Annotated in this window: 18 protein-coding genes; 7 read left to right on the top strand and 11 right to left on the bottom strand. The window is 71.5% G+C overall.

The genetic code is table 11. The features are described from left to right. The first annotated feature begins 5 nt into the window (after positions 1-5). A complete protein-coding gene (locus ACLJWH_RS26015; RefSeq protein ID WP_052857583.1) occupies positions 6-677 on the top strand; it encodes a response regulator in 672 nt (223 codons plus the stop codon). A gap of 116 nt (positions 678-793) precedes the next feature. On the opposite strand, the gene ACLJWH_RS26010 is transcribed toward ACLJWH_RS26015, so the two are convergent. The 3 genes from ACLJWH_RS26010 to metH form a co-directional block, all read right to left on the bottom strand. Then, entirely contained in the window at positions 794-2,401 is a 1,608-nt protein-coding gene (locus ACLJWH_RS26010) for an ABC transporter substrate-binding protein (RefSeq protein WP_411144167.1), read from the bottom strand. Positions 2,402-2,775: 374 nt separating this feature from the next. Further along, the gene (locus ACLJWH_RS26005) at positions 2,776-3,477 is read right to left on the bottom strand and encodes an HAD family hydrolase (RefSeq protein WP_411144166.1); all 702 of its coding nucleotides are present in this window, start codon (positions 3,475-3,477) and stop codon (positions 2,776-2,778) included. 208 nt (positions 3,478-3,685) lie between these two features. Next, positions 3,686-7,213, bottom strand: a complete 3,528-nt coding sequence (gene metH, locus ACLJWH_RS26000; protein WP_411144165.1) for a methionine synthase — start codon at positions 7,211-7,213, stop codon at positions 3,686-3,688. A gap of 240 nt (positions 7,214-7,453) precedes the next feature. Between metH and ACLJWH_RS25995 the strand changes: the two genes are divergently transcribed. The 6 genes from ACLJWH_RS25995 (at position 7,454) to ACLJWH_RS25970 (ending at position 14,627) form a co-directional block, all read left to right on the top strand. Continuing rightward, positions 7,454-8,218: an IclR family transcriptional regulator gene (locus ACLJWH_RS25995; RefSeq protein WP_411144164.1), complete on the top strand. Its 765-nt coding sequence runs from the start codon at positions 7,454-7,456 to the stop codon at positions 8,216-8,218. Positions 8,219-8,446: 228 nt separating this feature from the next. Further along, positions 8,447-9,253, top strand: a complete 807-nt coding sequence (locus ACLJWH_RS25990) for an MIP/aquaporin family protein (protein WP_411144163.1) — start codon at positions 8,447-8,449, stop codon at positions 9,251-9,253. A gap of 50 nt (positions 9,254-9,303) precedes the next feature. Next, positions 9,304-10,914, top strand: coding sequence for a glycerol kinase GlpK (glpK, locus tag ACLJWH_RS25985; protein WP_411144162.1), 1,611 nt, complete (start codon positions 9,304-9,306; stop codon positions 10,912-10,914). Between the two features lie 2 nt (positions 10,915-10,916). Then, positions 10,917-12,521, top strand: coding sequence for an FAD-dependent oxidoreductase (locus ACLJWH_RS25980; RefSeq protein WP_411144161.1), 1,605 nt, complete (start codon positions 10,917-10,919; stop codon positions 12,519-12,521). Between the two features lie 239 nt (positions 12,522-12,760). Then, positions 12,761-13,831 carry an LLM class flavin-dependent oxidoreductase gene (locus ACLJWH_RS25975; protein WP_411144160.1) on the top strand — a complete coding sequence of 357 codons (1,071 nt, stop codon included), beginning with the start codon at positions 12,761-12,763 and terminating at the stop codon, positions 13,829-13,831. A 124-nt stretch (positions 13,832-13,955) separates the two neighbouring features. Next, positions 13,956-14,627, top strand: a complete 672-nt coding sequence (locus tag ACLJWH_RS25970; protein WP_411144159.1) for a FadR/GntR family transcriptional regulator — start codon at positions 13,956-13,958, stop codon at positions 14,625-14,627. 42 nt (positions 14,628-14,669) lie between these two features. Here ACLJWH_RS25970 and ACLJWH_RS25965 read toward each other — a convergent pair whose 3' ends face one another. The 8 genes from ACLJWH_RS25965 to ACLJWH_RS25930 all read right to left on the bottom strand — a co-directional run bounded on the left by ACLJWH_RS25965 (position 14,670) and on the right by ACLJWH_RS25930 (position 23,428). Then, entirely contained in the window at positions 14,670-15,461 is a 792-nt protein-coding gene (locus ACLJWH_RS25965) for an SDR family oxidoreductase (protein ID WP_411144243.1), read from the bottom strand. 164 nt (positions 15,462-15,625) lie between these two features. Continuing rightward, complete coding sequence (locus tag ACLJWH_RS25960) at positions 15,626-16,459, bottom strand: amidohydrolase family protein (RefSeq protein WP_411144158.1); 834 nt, start codon at positions 16,457-16,459, stop codon at positions 15,626-15,628. Continuing rightward, complete coding sequence (locus tag ACLJWH_RS25955) at positions 16,459-17,475, bottom strand: aldo/keto reductase (RefSeq protein ID WP_411144157.1); 1,017 nt, start codon at positions 17,473-17,475, stop codon at positions 16,459-16,461. The genes ACLJWH_RS25960 and ACLJWH_RS25955 overlap by 1 nt, the downstream gene beginning before the upstream one ends. A gap of 12 nt (positions 17,476-17,487) precedes the next feature. Beyond that, complete coding sequence (locus ACLJWH_RS25950) at positions 17,488-18,522, bottom strand: ABC transporter permease (RefSeq protein WP_411144156.1); 1,035 nt, start codon at positions 18,520-18,522, stop codon at positions 17,488-17,490. Further along, complete coding sequence (locus ACLJWH_RS25945; protein ID WP_411144155.1) at positions 18,519-20,147, bottom strand: sugar ABC transporter ATP-binding protein; 1,629 nt, start codon at positions 20,145-20,147, stop codon at positions 18,519-18,521. The genes ACLJWH_RS25950 and ACLJWH_RS25945 overlap by 4 nt, the downstream gene beginning before the upstream one ends. 5 nt (positions 20,148-20,152) lie before the next feature. Beyond that, positions 20,153-21,184 (bottom strand): sugar ABC transporter substrate-binding protein, encoded by a 1,032-nt coding sequence (locus ACLJWH_RS25940; RefSeq protein ID WP_411144154.1) that lies wholly within the window; start codon positions 21,182-21,184, stop codon positions 20,153-20,155. Between the two features lie 43 nt (positions 21,185-21,227). Further along, a complete protein-coding gene (locus ACLJWH_RS25935) occupies positions 21,228-22,034 on the bottom strand; it encodes an SDR family NAD(P)-dependent oxidoreductase (RefSeq protein WP_411144153.1) in 807 nt (268 codons plus the stop codon). After that, positions 22,031-23,428 (bottom strand): enolase C-terminal domain-like protein, encoded by a 1,398-nt coding sequence (locus ACLJWH_RS25930; RefSeq protein ID WP_411144152.1) that lies wholly within the window; start codon positions 23,426-23,428, stop codon positions 22,031-22,033. The genes ACLJWH_RS25935 and ACLJWH_RS25930 overlap by 4 nt, the downstream gene beginning before the upstream one ends. Positions 23,429-23,566: the final 138 nt, after the last annotated feature.

Genomic DNA, 23,566 nt, shown 5'->3' with positions numbered 1-23,566 from the left:
TGTTCGTGGCTATCCGCGTCCTGCTGGTCGACGACCAGCCCCTGCTGCGCACGGGATTCCGGATGATTCTGGAGGCCGAGCAGGATCTGGCGGTCGTCGGCGAGGCCGGCGACGGTCTCCAGGCGCTGGACCAGGTGCGGGCGCTACAGCCCGATGTGGTGCTGATGGACATCCGGATGCCGCGGATGGACGGTGTCGAGGCGACCCGGCAGATCACCGGCCCCGCGAAGGACGGTCCGGCCAAGGTGCTGGTGCTGACGACCTTCGATCTGGACGAGTACGTCGTCGAGGCGCTGCGGGCGGGTGCCAGCGGCTTCCTGCTCAAGGACGCGCCGGCCAATGAGCTGGTGCAGGCGATCCGGGTGGTGGCGGCGGGCGAGGCGATGCTCGCGCCGAGCATCACGCGCCGGCTGCTGGACAAGTACGCCGGGCATCTGCCGTCGGGCGAGGAGCCGATGCCGGACACGCTGCACACCCTCACCGAGCGTGAGGTCGAGGTGCTGAAGCTGGTGGCCCGCGGGTTGTCGAACGCCGAGATCGCCGCGGAGCTGTTCGTGAGCGAGACGACGGTCAAGACGCATGTGGGCCATGTGCTGACGAAGTTGGGGCTGCGCGACCGGGTGCAGGCCGCGGTGTACGCGTACGAGAGCGGGCTGGTGCGCCCCGGCGCGCAGTAGCGGCCGCCGCCCCCGCGGCACGGCCGGATCCGGCACATGACGGCGGGGCCGGCCCGAGGATTCCTCGGGCCGGCCCCGCCGTCGTGTCCGCGCCGTACGGCCGGCTCAGCCGGGCGTCACTTGCCGACGCCGCGGCCCAGCTCCCAGATCTGGAGCGAGGAGGAGGAGTTGAGGGCCCATTCGGTGCCGGTGACGGTGTCCCGGGCGGCGACGTACTGCTTGCCCTGCCACAGCGGGAGGATCGGCACGTCGTCGGCGATGATGTTCTGGGCCAGCTGGAAGCCGGTGGCGGCGGCGTTGCGGTCCGCCTGCTGGCGGGTACCGATGATCGCCTGGGACTCGATCTTGGCGTTGCGGTAGGGGATGTTGAGGAAGTTCCCCTTGCCGATGAACGGCGCGATGTAGTTGTCGGCGTCCGGGAAGTCGGCGTACCAGCCCATGCCGTAGATCGCGTACTTGCCCTCGGTCTGGTCCTTGCGGAACTCCTGCCAGTTGTCGATGCCCTTGATCTCGACGTCGAACAGGCCGCTCTTGTTGAACTGGTTCTGCAGCTCCTTGAACTCCTTGGCCGTGATGGCGCCGTAGTGGTCCTTGGTGTAGGTCAGGGTCGTCTTCACCGGGGTGGAGACGTGCGCCTGCTGGAGGATCTTGCGGGCCTCGGCCACGTTCGGGTTGCCGTACTTGGTGAAGAAGGAGTTGACGTGACCGGTGAGGCCGGCCGGGACCAGCGAGTAGAGCGGGTTGCCGGTGTAGGCGTACACATCGCGTACCAGCGCGGCGCGGTCCACGAGCTGGGCCATGGCCTGGCGTACGGCCTTGTCGGAGATCACCGGGTCGTCGGTGTTGAAGGCGAGGTAGCGGATCTCCGCGCCGGGCATCTCCTGGAGCGTGATGCCCTTGTCGCGGGCATTTTGCAGACCCTGGATCTGCTCGGGCGACAGGCTGCGGTTCATCATGTCGATGTCGCCCTTGCGCAGCGCCTGTTCCATGGCCTTGGAGTCCTTGAAGAACACCATCTCGATCTTGTCGCTCTTCACCGTGATCCCGCCCTTGTAATTCGGGTTCTTGGTGTAGATCGCCTTGGTGACACGCTCACCACTGCGTTCGATCTTGACCGTGTACGGGCCGGAGCCCGTGATGTCGAAGCCCTTGAAAAGGCGGTCCTTCGGGTACACCGCGCTGTCGAGAATGGACGCGGACGGCGTCGCGAGCTTCTGCGGGAAGGTGGCGTCGGGCTTCTTGAGGTGGAAGACCACCTCGCTCTCGCTCGGCGTCTCGACCTTGTCGATACCGCTGAGCAGCGAGACCGGACCCCGGGCGAAGTTGATGGTGAGCATGCGCTCGATGGAGAACTTCACGTCCTTCGCCGTGAGCGGATGCCCGTTGGAGAACTTCAGGCCACTGCGCATGGTGCAGCGGTACTGTTCGTTCTGGGTGTCGCGGAAGCCGCAGGATTCGGCCGCTTCGGGCACCGGCGCGTTGCCGGTCCTGGGCAGCCGCAGCAGCGTCTGAAGGCTGGGGCGCAGCACGTTCATCGCGTCGACGTCGTACGCCTGCGCGGGGTCGAGAGGGGCCGGCGCGTCCTTGATGGCCTCGATCGCGGCGGTCGTGCCGACGACGATCGGATCACCGCCCTCGCCCGCGCCGTCCGTACTGCCACAGGCCGCGAGTGCGGGGACGAGCAGACCGGCCAGGGCCGGCAGCACCAAGGTCTTGCGATTCATCGTCGGCAGGTTCCTTATCAGCGCAGAGGTGTTGCTCGCGTCGACATTAGTAGGAACGGCCAGCGGGTCCGGGACACAACAGAGTTGACCGGATATCACGCCCGGATAACAGCAGCCGGGTGACCGATATCCGGACGGTGGAACGTTTCGTACGCTGCCCCACCAATCCGGACACTTACCCCCAGAAGAAGTCCCGAAAAGGCTCCATGGAACAACAGTTGACCTTGCTGTCGACGCACTGGCGCGTGAGAAACCTCACTCACGCAATTGCGCACATGTGTACGGGAATTCGGCCAGTGCATTCGTCACGGAAAATGAGCACACCGCTGCCCACAGTTCCTTCCGCTTTCGGCAGGACACGCTCAGTGCACGGCTCACCGGCTTTCCGTGATGAGGGCCCGGAGAAAAGACAGATCCACTTCTTCGAGTGAGCCGACGACCGTGCGGCCGGACGCGGGGGCGATCGGCGTGACCGATGGCACGGCGACGACCCGGCAGCCCGCGGCCTCCCCCGCCGTCACTCCCGTCACGGTGTCCTCCACGACCGCACAGCGCGCCGGGTCCACGCCCAGCCGCGCCGCCGCGGTCAGATAGGGGTCCGGATGCGGTTTGGTCCTGGGCAGCTCGTCACCGGCCAGCGTCAGCCGGAAGTTCTCCCGGCCCAGCGAATGCAGCATCCGGTCGATGACGCCGCGGTGCGAGGCGGAGACCAGGGCGGTGGGCACCCGGTGGGCGGCCAGTTCGGCCAGGAGCCGGCGCGCGCCCGGCATCAGGGGCACCCCGCGCGCGATCCGGGTCATGAAGCGCGCGTTGAGCAGCAGCGTCAGCTCGGCCAGGGCGATATCGGCGCCGGTCACCTGGATCAGATAGGCGGCGCTGCGCGCCATCGGCCCGCCGACGACGACCTCGCGGTGCGCCTCGTCCAGGGTGTGGCCCAGTTCGGCGAAGACCGCGGACTCGGCCTCCCACCAGAAGCCCTCGGTGTCGACGAGAGTGCCGTCCAGGTCGAGGAAGACGGCCTGGAGTGTCGCGGAATCGGCCATCCGGGTGCCGACCGCGGGGACGCTGCTGGTCATCCAGCCACCTCCGTGAGGGTGTCCCCGAAGGGACGAAAGGGCCGGCCGCCATCCCGGGCAGGGGAGGCGGCCGGCCACTACCGGACCGACCAGTCTACGACGGTTGGCCCCGGCGCGCGGGGGGACGGCGGACGGGGCCGTCCGGGGGACTCCCCGCACGGCGCCGCGCCGGCCGCGTGACCGGCCGCCCGGCCGGTCACGTGGTGTCTCACCTGGCGTTGAAGTACTTGGCCTCGGGGTGGTGGATGACGATGGCGTCGGTGGACTGCTCGGGGTGCAGCTGGAACTCCTCGGAGAGCTCCACGCCGATCCGGCCCGGTTCGAGCAGGTCCGCGATCTTGGCCCGGTCCTCCAGGTCGGGGCAGGCGCCGTAGCCGAGGGAGAAGCGGGCACCGCGGTACTTGAGGGCGAACATGTCCTCGACCTCCGCGGGGTCCTCACCGCCGAAGCCCAGCTCGGTGCGGACCCGGGCGTGCCAGTACTCGGCCAGCGCCTCGGCCAACTGCACGGACAGGCCGTGCAGTTCGAGGTAGTCGCGGTAGGAGTTGGCCTCGAAGAGCTCGGCGGTGGCCGCGCCGATCTTCGAGCCGACGGTGACGACCTGGAGGCCGACCACGTCCGTCTCGCCGGATTCCTCCGGGCGGAAGAAGTCCGCCAGGCAGAGCCGGCGGCCACGGCGCTGGCGGGGGAAGGTGAAGCGGGTGCGCTCGGTGCCGTCCTCGTGCAGCAGGATCAGGTCGTCGCCCTTGGAGACGCACGGGAAGTAGCCGTGCACGACGGCGGCTTCCAGGAGGTTGTCGGTCTGGAGCTTGTCGAGCCAGCCGCGCAGCCGGGGACGGCCCTCGGTCTCGACCAGCTCCTCGTAGGTCGGGCCGTCGCCGGTGCGGGCCTGCTTGAGGCCCCACTGGCCCTTGAACAGCGCGCCCTCGTCCAGCCAGGAGGCGTAGTCGGCGAGCTGGATGCCCTTGACGACCCGGGTGCCCCAGAACGGCGGGGTGGGGACCGGGTTGTCGGTGGCGGTGTCGGAGCGCACCGAGCCCTCGGGCTCGTCCACCTCCAGGGCGGCCGTCTCGCGCTTGGGCACCCGGCGCTGCTTGAGCTCCGGCAGGGTGGCGCCGGGGACGCCGCGCTTGACGGCGATCAGCGCGTCCATCAGGCGCAGGCCCTCGAACGCGTCGCGGGCGTAGCGGACCTCGCCCTCGTAGATCTCGTGCAGATCCTGTTCGACGTAGGCGCGGGTCAGGGCGGCGCCGCCGAGGATGACGGGGAAGTCCGCGGCCATCTTGCGCTGGTTGAGCTCCTGGAGGTTCTCCTTCATGATCACGGTGGACTTGACCAGGAGTCCGGACATCCCGATGACGTCGGCACGGTGCTCCTCGGCGGCCTCCAGGATCGCCGAGACGGGCTGCTTGATGCCGAGGTTGACGACGTTGTAGCCGTTGTTGGACAGGATGATGTCGACGAGGTTCTTGCCGATGTCGTGGACGTCGCCGCGGACGGTGGCCAGCACGATGGTGCCCTTGCCGTCGGCGTCGGACTTCTCCATGTGCGGCTCCAGATAGGCCACCGCGTTCTTCATGACCTCGGCGGACTGGAGCACGAACGGCAGCTGCATCTGGCCCGAGCCGAACAGCTCACCGACGACCTTCATGCCCTCCAGAAGGGTGTCGTTGACGATGTCCAGGGCCGGACGGTCCGCCAGCGCCTCGTCCAGGTCGGCTTCCAGGCCGTTCTTCTCCCCGTCGATGATGCGCCGCTTCAGGCGCTCCTCCAGGGGCAGCGCGAGGAGTTCCTCGGCCCGGCCGGCCTGCATCGACCTGGTGTTGACGCCCTCGAAGAGCGCCATGAGCCGCTGGAGCGGGTCGTAGGCCGGCTCGTCCCCCTGCCGGGGGCGCCGTCGGTCGTAGACCAGGTCGAGGGCGACCTCGACCTGCTCCGCCTCCAGCCGGGCGATCGGCAGGATCTTGGAGGCGTGCACGATGGCGGAGTCCAGACCGGCCTTGACGCACTCGTCCAGGAAGACGGAGTTCAGCACGAGGCGGGCGGCCGGGTTGAGGCCGAAGGAGATGTTGGACAGGCCCAGGGTGGTCTGGACGTCGGGGTGGCGGCGCTTGAGTTCGCGGATCGCCTCGATGGTGGCGATGCCGTCGCCGCGGGACTCCTCCTGGCCGGTGCAGATGGTGAAGGTCAGGCAGTCGATGAGGATGTCCGACTCCAGGATGCCCCAGTTGCCGGTGAGGTCCTCGATGAGCCGCTCGGCGATGGCGACCTTGTGTTCGACGGTGCGGGCCTGGCCCTCCTCGTCGATGGTCAGCGCGATCAGCGCCGCGCCGTGCTCGGCGGCCAGCGCGGTGACCTTCGCGAACCGGGATTCGGGGCCGTCGCCGTCCTCGTAGTTGACGGAGTTGATGACCGCCCGGCCGCCCAGCTTCTCCAGACCGGCCCGCAGCACGTCCAGTTCGGTGGAGTCCAGCACGATCGGGAGGGTGGAGGCGGTGGCGAACCGGCCGGCCAGCTCCTCCATGTCGGCGACGCCGTCCCGGCCCACGTAGTCGACGCACAGGTCGAGCATGTGCGCGCCCTCGCGGATCTGGTCGCGGGCCATCTCCACGCAGTCGTCCCAGCGGCCCGCCAGCATCGCCTCGCGGAACCGCTTCGACCCGTTGGCGTTCGTCCGCTCGCCGATCGCCAGGTACGAGGTGTCCTGCCGGAACGGGACGGTCTGGTAGAGGGAGGCGGCGCCCGGCTCGGGGCGCGGGCTGCGCGGTGTCGGCGCCAGGCCCCGCACCCGCTCGACGACCTGCCGCAGATGTTCGGGGGTGGTGCCGCAGCAGCCGCCGACCAGCGAGAGCCCGTACTCGCCGACGAACGTCTCCTGGGCGTCGGCGAGTTCACCGGGGGTCAGCGGGTAGTGCGCGCCGTCCTTGCCCAGGATCGGCAGGCCCGCGTTGGGCATGCAGGAGATCGGGACGCGGGAGTTGCGCGCCAGATAGCGCAGGTGCTCGCTCATCTCGGCGGGGCCGGTGGCGCAGTTCAGGCCGATCATGTCGATGCCCAGCGGCTCCAGCGCGGTCAGCGCGGCGCCGATCTCCGAGCCCAGCAGCATCGTGCCGGTGGTCTCGACGGTGACCGAGCAGATCACCGGGAGCTGGGTGCCGGTGGCCGTCAGGGCGCGGCGGGCGCCCAGGATGGCGGCCTTGGTCTGCAACAGGTCCTGGGTGGTCTCCACCAGCAGGGCGTCCGCACCGCCGGCGATCATGCCCTCGGCGTTCTGCTGGTAGGCGTCGCGCAGCGTCACGTACGGGGCGTGGCCCAGCGTCGGCAGCTTCGTCCCGGGGCCCATCGAGCCGAGCACCCAGCGCTGCTGTCCGGTCGCGGCGGTGAACTCGTCGGCGACCTCGCGGGCGACGCGGGCGCCGGATTCCGAGAGCTCGAAGACCCGGCCGGGAATGTCGTACTCGGCGAGCGCGGCGAAGTTCGCGCCGAAGGTGTTGGTCTCCACACAGTCGACGCCGACCGCGAAGTACGCCTCGTGCACCGCGCGGACGATGTCGGGGCGGGTGACGTTGAGGATCTCGTTGCAGCCTTCCAGCTGCTCGAAGTCCTCCATAGTGGGGTCCTGCGCCTGGAGCATCGTGCCCATCGCGCCGTCGGCGACCACCACCCGGGAGGCGAGCGCCTCGCGGAGCGATTCGACGCGGGATGTGCTGGTGGACGATGGCGTGTACGAGGCCATGGAGATGCTCCCCTGGTTGCGACGGCTGTCGGCTTTGCGGCCTCCGGTAGAGGGCGCACCCGGCCAGCGTAGCTGGCGGCCCGCTGCGAGTGTTCCCCCGTTCCACGGCGTGGACGAGTGGACGGCGGCGGGGGCCGGTGCGCCGTCCTTGATCGTTCATCGACCGGAATTGATCCCCTGGGTCGGCATGGGCCGATATCGTTCAGCATTGTCGAATCGCTCATTTTGGAGGTTGCCCTCATGGCACGCACCATCCAGTCGCTGGAGCGCGCCGCGGCAATGCTGCGGCTGCTGGCCGGCGGGGAACGGCGGCTGGGACTCTCGGACATCTCCTCCTCACTGGGGCTGGCCAAAGGCACGGCCCACGGGATTCTGCGCACGCTCCAGCAGGAGGGTTTCGTCGAGCAGGACCCGGCATCGGGCCGCTACCAGCTCGGCGCCGAGCTGCTGCGTCTGGGCAACAGCTATCTGGACGTGCACGAGCTGCGCGCCCGCGCCCTGGTGTGGACCGACGACCTGGCCCGCTCCAGCGGCGAGAGCGCCTATCTGGGGGTCCTGCACCAGCACGGGGTGCTGATCGTGCACCACGTCTTCCGGCCGGACGACAGCCGGCAGGTGCTGGAGGTCGGGGCGATGCAGCCGCTGCACAGCACGGCGCTGGGCAAGGTGCTCTCGGCGTACGACCCGGTGGCGCACAGCGAGGCCGTCGAGGCGGCGCAGGAGGCGTTCACCCCGCGCACGGTGACCGGCCCGGCGGACTTCGAGAAGCTGCTGGACCTGACGCGGGCGCGCGGCTGGGCGGCGGATGTGGAGGAGACCTGGGAGGGCGTGGCGTCGGTGGCCGCGCCGATTCACGACCGGCGGCGGATGCCGGTGGGGGCGGTGGGGATCACCGGGGCCGTGGAGCGGGTGTGCCGGGACGGTGAGCTGCGGCCCGAGCTCGTCGCCGCGGTGCGGGATTGCGCACGCGCGGTGTCCCGGGATCTTGGTGCAGGGCGATTCTGACCCGATTCACCCCATATGTTCATCTAGGTTTCTGGTCACGGAACCCTTGACGACGTCCGGTTGGTGAATAAAACTGCCGTTCGTCGGTCGGCATTGTCGAACACCTCTCGGCAATCTTCGTTATGGTGGGGCAATGCCGCGGGCCGACCACCGCCCTCTCGGAGGGCGCGGGCCACCGGAGGGACCCGGGGTTCGCTTTTCTCTGGACGAAGGACAAAGGAGTCGCGGGTGTCCAGCTCCGACATCTTCATCAGCGAGACCATCGGTACCGCTGTTCTGATCCTGCTGGGCGGGGGCGTCTGCGCCGCCGTCACGCTCAAACGCTCCAAGGCGTACAACGCCGGATGGCTCGCCATCGCCTTCGGGTGGGGCTTCGCGGTCCTCACGGGTGCCTACATCGCCGCGAAGTCCGGCGCACACCTGAATCCGGCGGTCACGATCGGCCTCGCCATCAAGGGCGGTATCGAGTGGAGCCAGGTGCCGGTGTACTTCGCCGGTGAGCTGCTCGGCGCCATGATCGGCGCAGTGCTCGTGTGGATCACGTACTACGGACAGTTCCGGGCGCATCTGACCGACCCGGCAGTGCTCTCCGAGCACTACGGCTATCTCGACTCGGTCGACCACGAAGGCATGGTCGAGCAGTCCGCCTCGCCGAAGGCCGGTCCGGTCCTGGGCATCTTCTCCACCGGCCCGGAGATCCGTAACGTCGTACAGAACCTGGCCACCGAGATCATCGCCACCGTCGTTCTGGTGCTGTCGATCCTCACTCTCGGTCTGAGCGCCGACGGCAAGGGCGTCGGCGTCCTGGGCTCGCTGCTGGTCGCGTTCGTCGTCGTCGGCATCGGTCTGTCGCTGGGCGGCCCGACCGGCTACGCCATCAACCCGGTCCGTGACCTCGGCCCGCGCATCGTGCACGCACTGCTGCCGCTGCCGAACAAGGGCGGGTCGGACTGGGGCTACGCATGGATCCCCGTCGTCGGCCCGCTGATCGGCGGAGCCATCGCCGGTGGCATCTATCAGCTGGCGTTCGCCTGAGCCGCACGACCGCCCCGACCGCGCCCGCACAGACTTCCTTGGAGCACACCATGAGCGACACCCACCACACCGGTACTTCCTCCCACGGCCAGGGGACGTCCTCCCACGGCCATGGGACTTCCTCCCACGGCCATGGGACTTCCTCCCACGGCCATGGGCCGTTCATTGCCGCCATCGACCAGGGCACCACCTCCAGCCGCTGCATCGTCTTCGACAAGGACGGCAGGATCGTCTCGGTCGAGCAGAAGGAACACGAGCAGATCTTCCCGAAGCCGGGCTGGGTCGAGCACGACGCGAACGAGATCTGGGCCAACGTCCAGCAGGTCGTCGCCGGCGCCGTCGAGAAGGCCGGGATCACCGCCGCCGACGTCAAGGCCATCGGCATCACCAACCAGCGCGAGACCACGCTGCTCTGGGACAAGAACACCGGTGAGCCGGTCCACAACGCCATCGTCTGGCAGGACACCCGCACCGACGGGCTCTGCAAGGAGCTCGGCCGCAACGTCGGCCAGGACCGCTTCCGCCGCGAGACCGGCCTCCCCCTGGCCTCGTACTTCGCGGGGCCGAAGGTCCGCTGGCTGCTGGACAACGTCGAGGGCCTGCGCGAGCGCGCCGAGCGCGGCGAGATCCTCTTCGGCACCATGGACTCCTGGGTCATCTGGAACCTCACCGGCGGCGTCGACGGCGGTGTGCACGTCACCGACGTCACCAACGCCTCGCGCACCCTCCTGATGAACCTGCACGACCTGGCGTGGGACGAGAAGATCCTGCACTCCCTGGAGATTCCGGCCGCGCTGCTGCCGGAGATCCGGTCGTCCGCCGAGGTGTACGGCACCACCGCCCACGGCGTGCTGGCCGGTGTCCCGGTCGCCTCCGCGCTCGGTGACCAGCAGGCCGCGCTGTTCGGCCAGACCTGCTTCGAGCAGGGCGAGGCCAAGTCCACGTACGGCACCGGCACCTTCATGCTGATGAACACCGGTGGCGAGCCCGTCAACTCGTACAACGGGCTGCTGACCACCGTCGGCTACCGCATCGGCGACCAGGCCCCGGTCTACGCCCTGGAAGGCTCCATCGCCGTCACCGGTTCGCTGGTGCAGTGGATGCGCGACCAGATGGGCCTGATCAACAGCGCCGCCGAGATCGAGACGCTGGCCAGCACCGTCGAGGACAACGGCGGCGCCTACTTCGTACCGGCCTTCTCCGGCCTGTTCGCCCCCTACTGGCGCTCCGACGCGCGCGGTGTCATCGCGGGCCTGACCCGCTATGTCACCAAGGCGCACATCGCCCGCGCCGTGCTCGAGGCCACCGCCTGGCAGACCCGCGAGATCACCGACGCCATGACCAAGGACTCCGGCGTCGAGCTGACCGCGCTCAAGGTCGACGGCGGAATGACCTCCAACAACCTGCTGATGCAGACCATCTCGGACTTCCTGGACGCTCCTGTGGTGCGCCCCATGGTCGCCGAGACGACCTGCCTCGGCGCTGCCTACGCGGCCGGACTGGCCGTCGGCTTCTGGTCCAGCACCGACGAACTGCGCGCCAACTGGCGCCGGGCCGCCGAGTGGACCCCCCGGATGGATGCGGCCACCCGTGACCGCGAGTACAAGAGCTGGCTCAAGGCCGTCGAGCGGACCATGGGCTGGATCGAGGACGAGGAGTAATCATGACCACCACGCAGAGCGTCCCGGCACTCGGGACGCACCCGGCCGACGGTTCGAACCCGAGCCGCGCCGAGACTCGGGAGCAGCTTTCCAAGGCGACGTACGACCTCCTGGTGATCGGCGGCGGCATCCTGGGCATCTCCACTGCCTGGCACGCCGCGCAGGCCGGGCTGCGGGTGGCCCTGGTGGACGCCGGCGACTTCGCCGGCGCCACCTCCTCCGCCTCCTCCAAGCTGCTGCACGGCGGACTGCGCTACCTCCAGACCGGTGCGGTCAAGCTGGTCGCGGAGAACCACTTCGAGCGGCGCGCCGTCTCCCGTGAGGTCGCACCGCATCTCGCCAACCCCCTGACCTTCTACCTGCCCGTCTACAAGGGCGGCCCGCACGGCGCGGCCAAGCTCGGCGCGGGCGTCTTCGCCTACTCCGCGCTCTCCGCGTTCGGCGACGGCGTCGGCCATGTCATAAGCCCGGCCAAGGCCCAGCGTGATGTGCCGGAGCTGCGCACGGACAACCTCAAGGCCGTGGCCGTGTACGGCGACGACCAGATGAACGACGCCCGGATGGCCCTGATGACCGTCCGCGCCGCCGTCGCGGCCGGCGCCACGGTCCTCAACCACGCCGAGGTCACCGGCCTGCGCTTCACCCAGGGCCGGGTCACCGGCGCGGAGCTCAAGGACCGGCTGGACGGCGCGGAGTTCGGCGTCAACGCCCGCCTGGTGCTGAACGCCACCGGCCCGTGGGTGGACCACCTGCGCAAGCTGGAGGACCCGAACGCGGCCCCCTCGATCCGGCTGTCGAAGGGCGCGCACCTGGTCCTCAAGCGCACCGCTCCCTGGAAGGCCGCACTGGCCACCCCGATCGACAAGTACCGCATCACCTTCGCCCTCCCCTGGGAGGACATGCTGCTGCTGGGCACCACGGACGAGGAGTTCGAGGGCGACCCGGCGGACGTCGCGGTCACCGAGAAGGACACCGCGCAGATCCTGGACGAGGCCGCGTTCTCGGTCCGCGACCAGCAGCTCTCCCGTGACCTGATCACGTACTCCTTCGCGGGTCTGCGGGTGCTGCCCGGCGGCCCCGGCGACACCTCCAAGGCCAAGCGCGAGACGGTCGTCACCGAGGGCAGCGGCGGCATGCTGTCGGTCGCCGGCGGCAAGTGGACGACCTTCCGGCACATCGGCCGTACGGTCATGAACAAGCTCGCCGCGCTGCCCGGTCACCCGCTGGCCGACGACATGGAGCCGATCTCCCATCTGCCGAAGAAGCTCCCGCTGCCGGGTATCGCCAACCCGAACGCGGTCGCGCACCGGCTGCTGGTCGACGGCGGCACCCCTGGCCCGCGGATGTCCCCGGAGACCGCCCGGCACCTCGCCACCCACTACGGCTCGCTCTCCTTCGACATCGCGCGGCTGGCGAACGACGACCCGGCGCTGGCCGAGCGCATCCACCCGGACGCGCCGGAGATCTGGGCCCAGGTCGCCTACGCCCGGGACCACGAGTGGGCCGAGACGGTCGACGACGTGCTGCGCCGCCGGACGACCCTGACGATCCGCGGTCTGGACACCGAGGACGTGCGCGCCAAGGTGAAGGACATGCTGGCCGGCTGAGGCACGCTGACGGCACGTCATGGTGCCGGACGACGGGGCGGTCCCTCGGGGGCCGCCCCGTCGTCGTACCGCGGGGCGCGGTCCGCGGCCGGCCCCCGGCGCGGTCCCCGGTCAGCCCCGTGGCGGTGCCATGCGGCTGACATACGGCGGCAACGTCCGGCGCGCACAGTGGGAGGACCCGCCGACCGCCCCGGCAGCCGCCGGCGGACCCGGGCAGCCCCCGACGCCGGAAGGACACCATGAAATTCTCCGTGCTCTCGCTCATCGGCCACGCACCGCATCCGCTGACCGGTGAACTCCCCACCCCCGCGGACCGGTTCGCGGAGGTCGTCGAGACCGGGGTGGCGGCCGAGCGGCTGGGCTTCGACGGATACGCCGTCGGGGAGCGGCACGCCGGCCCGTTCCTGTCGTCCAGCCCGACGGTGGTGCTGGGCGCGCTGGCCGCCCGGACCACCCGGATCAGGTTGCTGACCGGGGTCACGGTCGTCGCGATCCTCGATCCGGTCCGGGTCGCCGAGGACTACGCGACCCTCACCCAGCTCGCGCGCGGCCGCATCGAGCTGGTCATCGGCAAGGGCGCCGAGGCCGGACACTTCGACCTCTTCGGACTCGACGAGGACCGGCAGTGGGACCTCCAGGCCGAGAAGTACGAGCTGCTGCGCCGGCTGTGGAGCGAGGAGAACCTGGACTGGGCCGGCGAGTTCCGGGCGCCGCTGAAGAACGTCACGACGCTGCCGCGGCCCTACGGCGGGCCGCCGCGGATCTGGCACGGCTCGGCCACCAGCCGCAACTCCCCCGAGCTGGCCGCCCGGCACGGCGATCCGCTGTTCACCGCGAACGCGATACAGCCGCGCGCCGCGTACGCCGAGCTGATCGCGTACTACCGCGAGCGCTACGCGGCGTACGGCCACGACCCGGCCGGGGCGCGGGTCGCGGCGGGCTCCGGCGGGCTGCTGATCGCGGACTCCGACCGGCAGGCGGTGGCACGGTACAAGGAGCTGTACGAGGCGCGGGTCGCGCAGACCTTCCAGCCGCACCTGGCGGGCCGGGCCGGCTACAACACGCCCTTCCGGACCATCGAGTCCGCCATGGCCGACGGTCCGCAGCTGATCGGCGGCCCGCAGCAGATCATCGACAAGATCCTCGGCTACCACGAGGTCTACGGGCACGACCTCCAGTCGATCACCGTCGACGGTTACGGGCTCGGGCACGCCGAACAGCTGGAGACCTTGCAGCGGTTCGCCGAGGAGATCGCCCCCGTGGTGCGCCGCGAGGCGCCGAGCACGCTGTGGGAGCCGCCGCGGCCGTGACGGGGGCGGGCTCCCCCGGCGGACCCCGTACCGGCGCGGCCGGGCCGGCGGCGACAGGTCATAATGGGCCCATACATCGGATGTCTGTGCGGACGTCCGGCGGGTCCTAGCGGGGAGGGCGGCCATGGCGGTCACCGACGAGGCGATAGAGAAGATCAAGGGGATGATCGTCTCCGGGGCGCTGCGGCCGGGCGACCGGCTGCCGAAGGAGAGCGAGCTGGCGGCCGGACTCGGCCTGTCCCGCAACTCGCTGCGCGAGGCGGTGCGCGCGCTCTCCCTCATCCGCATCCTGGACGTCCGCCAGGGCGACGGCACGTACGTCACCAGCCTCGATCCGCAACTCCTGCTGGAGGCCATGAGTTTCGTGGTGGACTTCCACCGCGACGACACGGTGCTGGAGTTCCTCGCCGTCCGCCGGATCCTGGAGCCGGCCGCCACGGCGATGGCGGCCGGCCGGCTGGCACCGGAGCAACTGGACGCCCTGGAGGACCAGTTGGACGCACTGGGCCCGGAACCCTCCGTCGAGGACCTGGTCGCCTGCGACCTGGAGTTCCACCGCGGGATCGTCGCCGCGTCCGGCAACTCCGTGCTCTGCTCGCTGCTGGACGGCCTGTCCGGGCCGACCACCCGGGCCAGGATCTGGCGCGGGCTGACGCAGAAGGACGCGGTGCGGCGCACCCTGACCGAGCACCGGGCGATCATCGGCGCGCTGCGGGACCGGGACGCGGAGGCGGCGCGGGCCTGGGCGACGGTGCACATCGCGAGCGTGGAGCAGTGGCTGCGCTCGACGCTGTGAGAGGCGCCCCCGCCGCCCGGTGCCCGCGTCCCCGGCGGCGGGTCAGACCGCGAAACCGCCGTCCACCGCGATGGCGGCGCCGGTGACATACCGCCCGCCCTCGCCCGCCAGATGCGCCACGGTCGCCGCGACATCCGACGGCCGCCCGTACGAGCCGAGCGCGGTGAGCCCGGCCTGCGTCGCCGCGCTCTCGCCGTCGGCCGGGTTCATGTCGGTGTCGATGGGGCCGGGGTGCACCAGGTTGACGGTGATCCCGCGCGGCCCCAGCTCCCTGGCGAGGGCCTTCGTCAGACCGGTGAGCGCGGCCTTGCTGGTGGTGTAGAGGGCGCCGCCGGGGAAGGCGGACCGCTCGGCCATGCAGCTGCCGACGGAGATGATCCGGCCACCGTCGGCCAGGTGCCCGGCCGCGGCCTGGGCGGCCAGGAACGGCGCCCGGACATTGGTCTGCAACACCCGGTCGACATCGGCGAGGGAGGCCCCCTCGAACGGGCCGATCAGGCCGACGCCCGCGTTGTTCACCAGGATGTCGAGCCGTCCGAACCGGTCCGCGGTGCCGGCCACCGAGGCCCACACGGCTTCCGGGTCCCGGCTGTCGGCCCGTACCGCCCAGGCCCGTCCGCCGGCCCGCGTGATCCGCTCGACGACCTGCGCCGCGCGGTCCTCGCCGTGCTGGTAGGTGAGCGCCACCGCCGCGCCGTCGGCCGCCAGCCGCAGCGCGATGGCCGCCCCGATGCCGCGGCTGCCGCCGGTCACCAGGGCCACCCTGCCGTCGAGCGGCCGGGTGCCGGTGGCCGCCACGGCCGTCGCTGTCGCCGTCCCGGCGGGGGTCGTCATCGCCATCGTCCTCATCACCTTCACATCGAGCGTGGTTCCCGTACCGCGGTCCGCCGCGGTACGACTCGATCCTGCGGCGCGGCGGCGGCCGAAGCTGGCGGAATCCGGACGTCGCTGTGGGGCGCGGTGCTGTGCTGTGCCGTGCCGTGCTGCGCGGTGCCGCCCTATTCGGCCGCCACCCGGTACACCCGCCCTGCCGTCCCCCCGAAGACGGCGGACCGTTCGGCCGGGGTGAGGTGGCCGGTGGCGGCCTCCGCGAGGGCGACGACGTCCGCGTAGCCGGCGGCGAGGGTGCACACCGGCCAGTCGGAGCCGAAGAGGACCCGCTCGGGCCCGAAGGCGTCCAGGACGTGCCGGGCGTACGGGAGGAGCTGCCGGGGCCGCCAGGCCGCCCAGTCGGCCTCGGTGACCAGGCCGGACAGTTTGCAGCTGACGTTCGGCAGCCGGGCCAGGTCCGCGATCCCGGCCGCCCACGGCTGCCAGTCCCCGCGCGCCACCGCGGGTTTGGCCGCGTGGTCCAGGACGAAGGCCAGCTCCGGCAGGGCCCGTACGGCGGCCAGCGCGGCGGGCAGTTCGCGCGGGGTGACCAGCAGGTCGTAGACGAGGCCCGCGCCGGCCACGGCGCCCAGGCCGCGCAGCACGTCGGGCCGGGTCAGCCAGTCCGGGTCCGGCTCGTCCTGCACCTGGTGCCGGACACCGACGAGGCCGGCGGGCAGCGCGGCCAGCACACCGGCCAGCCCGGGGTCGGTGAGATCGGCCCAGCCCACCACACCGCGCACCGGCCCGTCCCCGGCCGCCACGGCCAGCAGGTCGGCCGTCTCCGCGTACGAGGCCGACGACTGGACGAGCACGGTGCCGTCCACGGCGTGCGCGGCCAGGTGCGGTGCCAGGTCCGGCAGCGCGTAACTGCGGCGGATCGGTGCGGCCCAGGCCCCGTCCAGCCACGGCTGGTCGCGCCGGGTCAGGTCCCACAGGTGGTGATGGGCGTCGATGCGCATCAGGGGCGTACTCCCGGTTCGGCGAGGGGCAGCGGCAGGTCCGCGTCGAGCAGCCCGCGGGCCACCAGGGTGTGCCACAGCTCGTCGGGGATGTCACGGGTGAAGAGCGCGGCGTTCTCCACGACCTCCCCGGGGGTGGCGGCGCCGACGACGGCCGCGGCGACACTGGCGTGCCCGAACGGGAAGCGGAGCGCGGCGGCCTTGAGCGGGACGTCGAACTCGGCGCAGACGGCGGCGAGTTGCCGGGCCCGGTCGAGCAGGGCGGCGGGCGCGGGGGCGTAGTCGTACGGTGCGCCCGGCGACGGGTCGGCCAGCAGACCGGAGTTGTAGACGCCGCCGACCACCACCGACGTGCCGCGGCGCGCGCATACCGGCAGCAGATCGTCGAAGGCGGTGCGCTCCAGCAGGGTCCAGCGGCCCGCGCAGAGCACCACGTCCACCTCCAGGTCGGCGACCAGCCGGGCCAGCGGACCGCTGTGGTTCATCCCGAAGCCGATGGCCCGTACGGCTTTCTGATCGCGGAGTTCGGCGAGGGCCGGGAAGCCGGTCTCGTGGACCTCGCGCAGATGGTTCTCCACATCGTGCAGATAGACGATGTCGACGGCGTCCACACCGAGCCGGGCCAGGGACGCGTCGAGGGTGGCCCGGATGCCGTCGCGGGAGAAGTCCCGTACCCGGGCGCGCGCGGGGGCGTCGACGAAGCCCTCGGCGTCCGCCGCCTCGCCCGGCGCGAGCGGCCGCAGCCGGCGGCCGACCTTGGTGGAGAGGGTGTACGCACCGCGGTCGTGGCCGCGCAGCGCCCGGCCGAGGCGCTCCTCCGAGAGGCCCGCGCCGTAGTGCGGGGCGGTGTCGAAGTACCGGGCACCGGTGGCGAAGGCGGCGCGCAGCACGTCCTGTGCGCGCTCCTCGGGGACGGCGCGGTAGAGGTTGCCCAGGGGCGCGCAGCCCAGGCCGAGGGGCGGGACGGTGACGCCGCTGCGCCCCAGCTCCCGTGGTCCGTACGGTGGAGACGGCATCGCGGGCACCCTTCAGTCCTGCTGTTCGCCGCTGGTGAAGCGGGAGATGACCAGCGCGATGATGATGATCAGGCCGTTGAGGAACTGCGTCCACAGCGGCGGCACCCCGCCGAGCGTCATCACGTTGATGACGAGCTGGAGGGTGAGGACGCCGGTCAGTGCGCCGAAGAGGGTGCCGCGGCCGCCCTTGAGGCTGATGCCGCCGATCACCGCGGCGGCGAAGACCTGGAAGATCCAGCCGTTGCCCTGGCTCGCGGAGACGGCGCCGTAGTGGCCCGTGTAGAGGATGCCGGCGAAGGCCGCCAGGACGCCGCCGACGGCCAGCACGATCCAGGTGATCCGGTCCACCCGGACACCGGCCGCCTTCGCCGCCTCCGGGTTGCCGCCGATCGCGTACAGCGCCCGCCCGTGCCGCAGATAACCCAGCGCCGCGCCGCCGAGCGCGAAGAGTGCCAGGCAGATCCAGACGGCGGCCGGGACGCCGAGCCAGTCGGCCTTGCCTAGGTAGGCGAAGGACTCCGGGACGTTGCCGATGGAGCGGCCCTCGGAGATGCCCACTTGCAGACCGCGCAGCATGGTGAGCATGCCGAGGGTGGCGATGAAGCCGTTGACCCGCAGTCTGAGGATGAGGAAGCCGTTGGTGGCGCCGACCGCCGCGCCCACCGCCAGGCAGAGCGGGATCGCCGTCCAGGCGGGGAAGAGCTCCAGGCCGGCGAAGCGGGCGCCGTGCGCGGGCATCACCAGCCACAGGGCGATCACCGGTGCCAGCCCGATGGTCGATTCCAGCGACAGGTCCATCCGCCCGCTGATCAGGATGAGCGCCTCGCCGAGCACCAGCAGGCCCAGTTCGGTGGACTGCTGGATGACGCCGATCAGGTTGTCCTGGGTCAGGAAGGCGGGCGAGACGATGAAGCCGATGACGCCCAGCACGAAGATCACCGGTACCAGCGAGAAGTCCCGCCAGCGGGCCAGGCCGGGCCACGGCCGGGCCCGGCCGGGCGCCCCGGCGGCCGCCTCGGTGGCCGGCGGCGATGCGGTCTCGGTCATGGCGCGGTCCCTTCCGTTCCGTCCGTGCTGTCGGTGCCGTCGGTGCCCGCCGGTCGCCCCGGGTACCGTTCGCGTGGTCCGCCGGGCCCGCTCCCGCCGCCCGCCATCCCCTCCATCGCCGCGACCAGTTCGTGATCGCTCCAGCCGCTGCCGAACTCCGCGACCACCCGGCCGTGGAAGACGGCCAGTACCCGGTCGCAGACCCGCAGATCGTCCAGCTCGTCGGAGACGATCACCGCTCCGCTGCCGCCGTCCGCGACCTCCCGGACGACGCCCAGCAGCGCCTCCTTGGACTTGACGTCCACGCCGTTGGTGGGCCGGACGGCGACCAGCACGCTCGGCTCGCGGGCCAGCGCGCGGGCGATGACAACCTTCTGCTGGTTGCCGCCGGAGAGGCCGGCGACGGGCTGTCCGGGTCCGGTCGTCCTGATGTCCAGCGAGGTGATCATGCGGTGGGCGAACTCCCGGGTCCGGCCGGGCAGTACGGTCCCCAGCGGCCCGAGCTGGTCGGCGACGGTCAGGGTCGCGTTCTCGGCGACGCTGCGGCCCGGGATCAGCCCCTGGCGGTGCCGGTCCTCGGGGACGTAGCCGATGCCCGCCGCGATGGCGTGCGGCACGCTGCCGGTACGGACCGGCCGGCCGCGCACCGTGATCCGGCCGCCGCCCGGCGTCCGCAGCCCGGCCAGGGTCTCGCCGATCGCGGTGTTCCCGCTGGCCGTCGCGCCCGCCAGCCCCACCACCTCGCCGGCCCGTACGGTCAGGTCCAGCGGCGCGAACCGGCCGGCCAGCACCAGCCCCTCGGTCCGCAGCACCGGCTCGCCCGCGGCGGGCCCGGCCGCGCGCACCGGGCGGGCCGCGGCCGGCTCCTCCCCCGTCATCGCCCGCACCAGTTCGGTCCTGGGCAGCCCGGCGACCGGGGCGCTCAGCACGTGCCGGGCGTCCCGGAAGACGGTGACGGTGTCGCAGAGCTCGTAGACCTCCTGGAGGTGGTGCGAGATGAACAGGAAGGCCACGCCCTGGGCGCGCAGACCGCGCAGCTTGCCGAAGAGCCGGTCGATACCGCCCGCGTCGAGCCGGGCGGTGGGTTCGTCGAGGACGATCAGCCGGGCGCCGCGGGACAGCGCCCGCGCGATCTCCACGAACTGCCGCTGCTCGACGCCGAGATCCTTGATCCGGTCGGCCGGGTCGACCGCGACGCCGTACTCGGCGAGCAGTTCGCGGGCGCGGGCGCGCAGGGTCCGCCAGCGGATGGCGCGGCCGCCCGGGAAGCGGTTGAGGTAGAGGTTCTCCGCGACGGTCAGCTCCGGCACGGTCATCGACTTCTGGTAGACGCAGGCGACCTTGCGCTGCCAGGCGGCGGTGTCGCCCCAGCCGGGCGCGGGCGCACCACCGAAGGCGACGGTGCCGGCGTCCGGCCGCGTCATCCCGGTCAGCACCGAGACCAGGGTGGACTTGCCCGCGCCGTTGCGGCCGACGAGCGCGTGCGCCTCCCCGGCCCGTACGGTCAGGTGGACGCCGTCGAGGGCGAGGGTGGATCCGTAGCGTTTGACGATGCCCGTGGCGCGGACCGCGGGGTCCGCGGCGGGCCGTCCGGGGCCGGGCGCGGTGTGGCCGGTGCTCGCCACCGCCGTTACTTCTTCTTCTCTAGTTGGTTGGCCCAGAGCTTCTTGTCGTCGACGTTGTCCTTGGTGACCAGCGGCGCCGGCAGCTGGTCCTCCAGACCGTTCTTGATCTTGACGATGGTCGAGCCGTGGTCGGTCGGGCCGGGCCGGAAGGTCTTCCCGGCCAGCCCCGCCCTGGCGTAGAAGAGCGCGTACCGGGCGTAGAGATCGGCCGGCTGGGAGAGGGTGGCGTCGATCTTGCCGGCCCGGATCGCGGCCAGTTCGTCCGGGATGCCGTCGTTGGAGATGACGGTGATGTGACCGGCGGTCCCGGCCGACCGGAGCCGCTTCTGCTGCTCCAGCAGGGCCAGCGTCGGCTGGAGGAAGGCACCGCCCGCCTGTAGGTAGATGCCGTCGAGGTCGCCGTGCTGGGCGAGCAGGCTCTGGAGCTTGGCGGAGGCGACCTCGCCCTTCCAGTCGGTGGCCAGCTCGTGGACGGTGATTCCGGGGTACTTCTGCCGCATACAGGCCGCGAACGCCTCGGAGCGGTCCCGTCCGTTGATCGAGCTGAGGTCGCCCTGGAGCTCGGCGACCCGGCCCTTGCCGCCCAGCTTCTTGCCCAGGTAGTCGCAGGACTTCTCGCCGTAGGCGCGGTTGTCGGCGCGTACGACCATGTAGACCTCGCCCTCGTCGGGGCGGGTGTCCACGCTCACCACCGGGATCTTCTTCGCCGCCAGCCGCTGGAGCTCGGCGGTGATCGCGCCGGTGTCCTGCGGGGCCATCACGATCGCCTTCGCGCCCTGGTCGGTGAGCGCCTGCACATTGGCCACGACCTTGGCGATGTCGTTCTGCGAGTTGGACAGCGGCAGCGCGGGCACCTTGTCCTGGTCCAGGTCCTTTTGCAGGTACTGCTGGTAGGAGTTCCAGAAGTCGGTGTCCGTACGGGGCATGTCGATACCGAGCTTGCCGCCCGCGGTGTCGCTGCCGCGGTTGCAGCCGGCGAGCGCGGCGGTGGCGAGCAGGACGGCGCAGGCCGCCGCGCCGGTCGTACGCAGTCTCATGAGGGTCCCTCGGTCGTGGGGTGCGGCTCGGGTGCGGTCGGGGTCAGGTGGCGGGGCGCAGGCGCAGGCCCTGCATCCCGCCGTCGACGGCGAGTGCGGTTCCGGTGATGCCGGAGGCGGCCGGGGACGCCAGGTGGGCGATGGCGGCGGCCACTTCACCGGCGGTGACCATCCGGCCCATCGGCTGGCGGGCGTTGAGCGCGGCCCGTTCGGCGGCGGGGTCGTCGGCCTGGTCCAGCAGCCGGCCGACCCAGGGGGTGTCGGCGGTCCCGGGGTTGACGCAGTTGACGCGGATGCCCTCGCGGACGTGGTCGGCGGCCATCGCGAGGGTCAGCGAGAGGACCGCGCCCTTGCTCGCGCTGTAGAGGGCGCGCTGCGGCAGCCCCGCGGTCGCGGCGATGGAGCAGGTGTGGGTGATGGAGACGTGGCCGGGGCGGGCGGCCGCGGCGCGGCGCAGATGCGGCAGCGCGGCGCGGGCACCGCGCACCAGCCCCAGGACGTTCACCTCCAGGACCCGCTGCCACTCCGCGTCGTCGTTGTCCTCGACGGTGCCGACGGCGCCGATACCGGCGTTGCCGACGAGGGTGTGCAGGGTGCCCAGCTCCGCCACCGCCTCCTCGACCGCGGCCCGTACGGCGGCGTCGGAGGTCAGATCGGCCTGTACCGGGACCGTCCCGGCGGGCGCGCCGGACGGGTCGCGGTCCAGCACGGCGACCTTGGCACCGCGGGCCAGCAGCAGGGCGGCGGTGGCCGCGCCGATGCCGGAGCCGCCGCCGGTGACGAGGGCGCCCATCCCCTCGAAGTCGCGTAGCCGGCCGGACCGCGCCGTGGTCTGCTGTCCGTCGCTCATGCGGAGACTCCTTCTTCGCCGTTGCTGCCGTATCCGCTCTGCTGGTTCTGCCCGTCCGGGGCGGCCGGTACGTCCGGCGTGTCGCGCGGGCGCTGCCGGGCGCGCCACACCGGCCCGTCGGGGAAGCAGTGGGCGGCGACCGACTCGGGCCGCATCCGGGCCGAGAACCCGGGCGCGGCCGGGGCCCGGTAGCGGCCCCGCTCCACCACGGCCGGTTCGGTGAAGTGCTCGTGCAGGTGGTCGACGTACTCGATCACCCGGTCCTCCCAACTGCCGGACACCGCCACGTAGTCGAACATCGCGAGGTGCTGCACCAGCTCGCACAGCCCCACCCCGCCGGCGTGCGGACAGACCGGCACGCCGTACTTCGCGGCCAGCAGCAGGATCGCGAGATTCTCGTTCACCCCGGCCACCCGGGCCGCGTCGATCTGGACGAAGTCCACCGCGCCGGCCTGCAACAGCTGTTTGAAGACCACCCGGTTGGCGACGTGCTCGCCGGTGGCGACCTTCACCGGCTGCCCGGCGCGCACCGCCGCGTGGCCCAGGACGTCGTCCGGGCTGGTGGGCTCCTCGATCCAGTGCGGGGCGTACGGCGCCAGCGCGGTCATCCAGCGGACCGCTTCGGCCACGTCCCAGCGCTGGTTGGCGTCGACCGCGATCCGTACGCCGGGCCCGACGGCGTCCCGCGCCAGCCGCATCCGCCGCAGATCGTCGTCGAGGTCGGCGCCCACCTTCAGCTTGATCTGCCCGAAGCCGTCGGCCACCGCTTCCCGGGCGAGGCGCACCAGCTTGGTGTCGTCGTAGCCGAGCCAGCCGGGCGAGGTGGTGTACGCGGGGTAGCCCTCGGCTCTGAGGCGGGCGGCGCGGGCGGCCCGGCCGGGCTCGGCGGCGCGTAGGAGGGCCAGCGCCTCGTCGGGGGTCAGCGCGTCGGTCAGATAGCGGAAGTCGACGAGCGAGACCAGTTCCTCGGGGGTCATCGCGGCGAGGAACTCCCAGACCGGCAGGCCCGCGCGGCCGGCCGCCAGATCCCAGGCGGCGTTGACCACCGCACCGGCCGCCATGTGCAGCACCCCCTTCTCCGGGCCGAGCCAGCGCAGCTGGGAGTCATGGGTGAGGTCGCGGTGCAGCGCCGCCAGACCGGCCGCGGTGGTGGGCGCGGGCCGGCCGACGACGTACGGGGCGAGCGCCCGGATCGCGGCGGCCATCACGTCGTTGCCGCGGCCGATGGTGAAGCAGAAGCCGTATCCCGGCCTGCCGCCGTCGGTGTGCAGCACGACGTAGGCGGCGGAGTAGTCGGGGTCCGGGTTCATGGCGTCCGAACCGTCGAGCTGCTCCGAGGTGGGGAAGCGGACATCGTGGACCTCCAGCTCCGTGACGGTGTCGGTTACGGCCATGCGCACGCCCCCTGAGGTGCCGCGGAAGAACATCGGACCTTTCCTGGTCATCCGATGTATAGCCCTGCTCGCAAGGCAGCGTCCAGACCCCGTACGGAAGTTGAACGAACAATCCCGGAAACAGGTCGGATGAATAGG

This window comes from Streptomyces sp. x-80 (genome assembly GCF_046549095.1).
GTDB classification, from domain to species: domain Bacteria; phylum Actinomycetota; class Actinomycetes; order Streptomycetales; family Streptomycetaceae; genus Streptomyces; species Streptomyces celluloflavus.
This window is presented reverse-complemented; position numbering and strand designations above follow the sequence as displayed.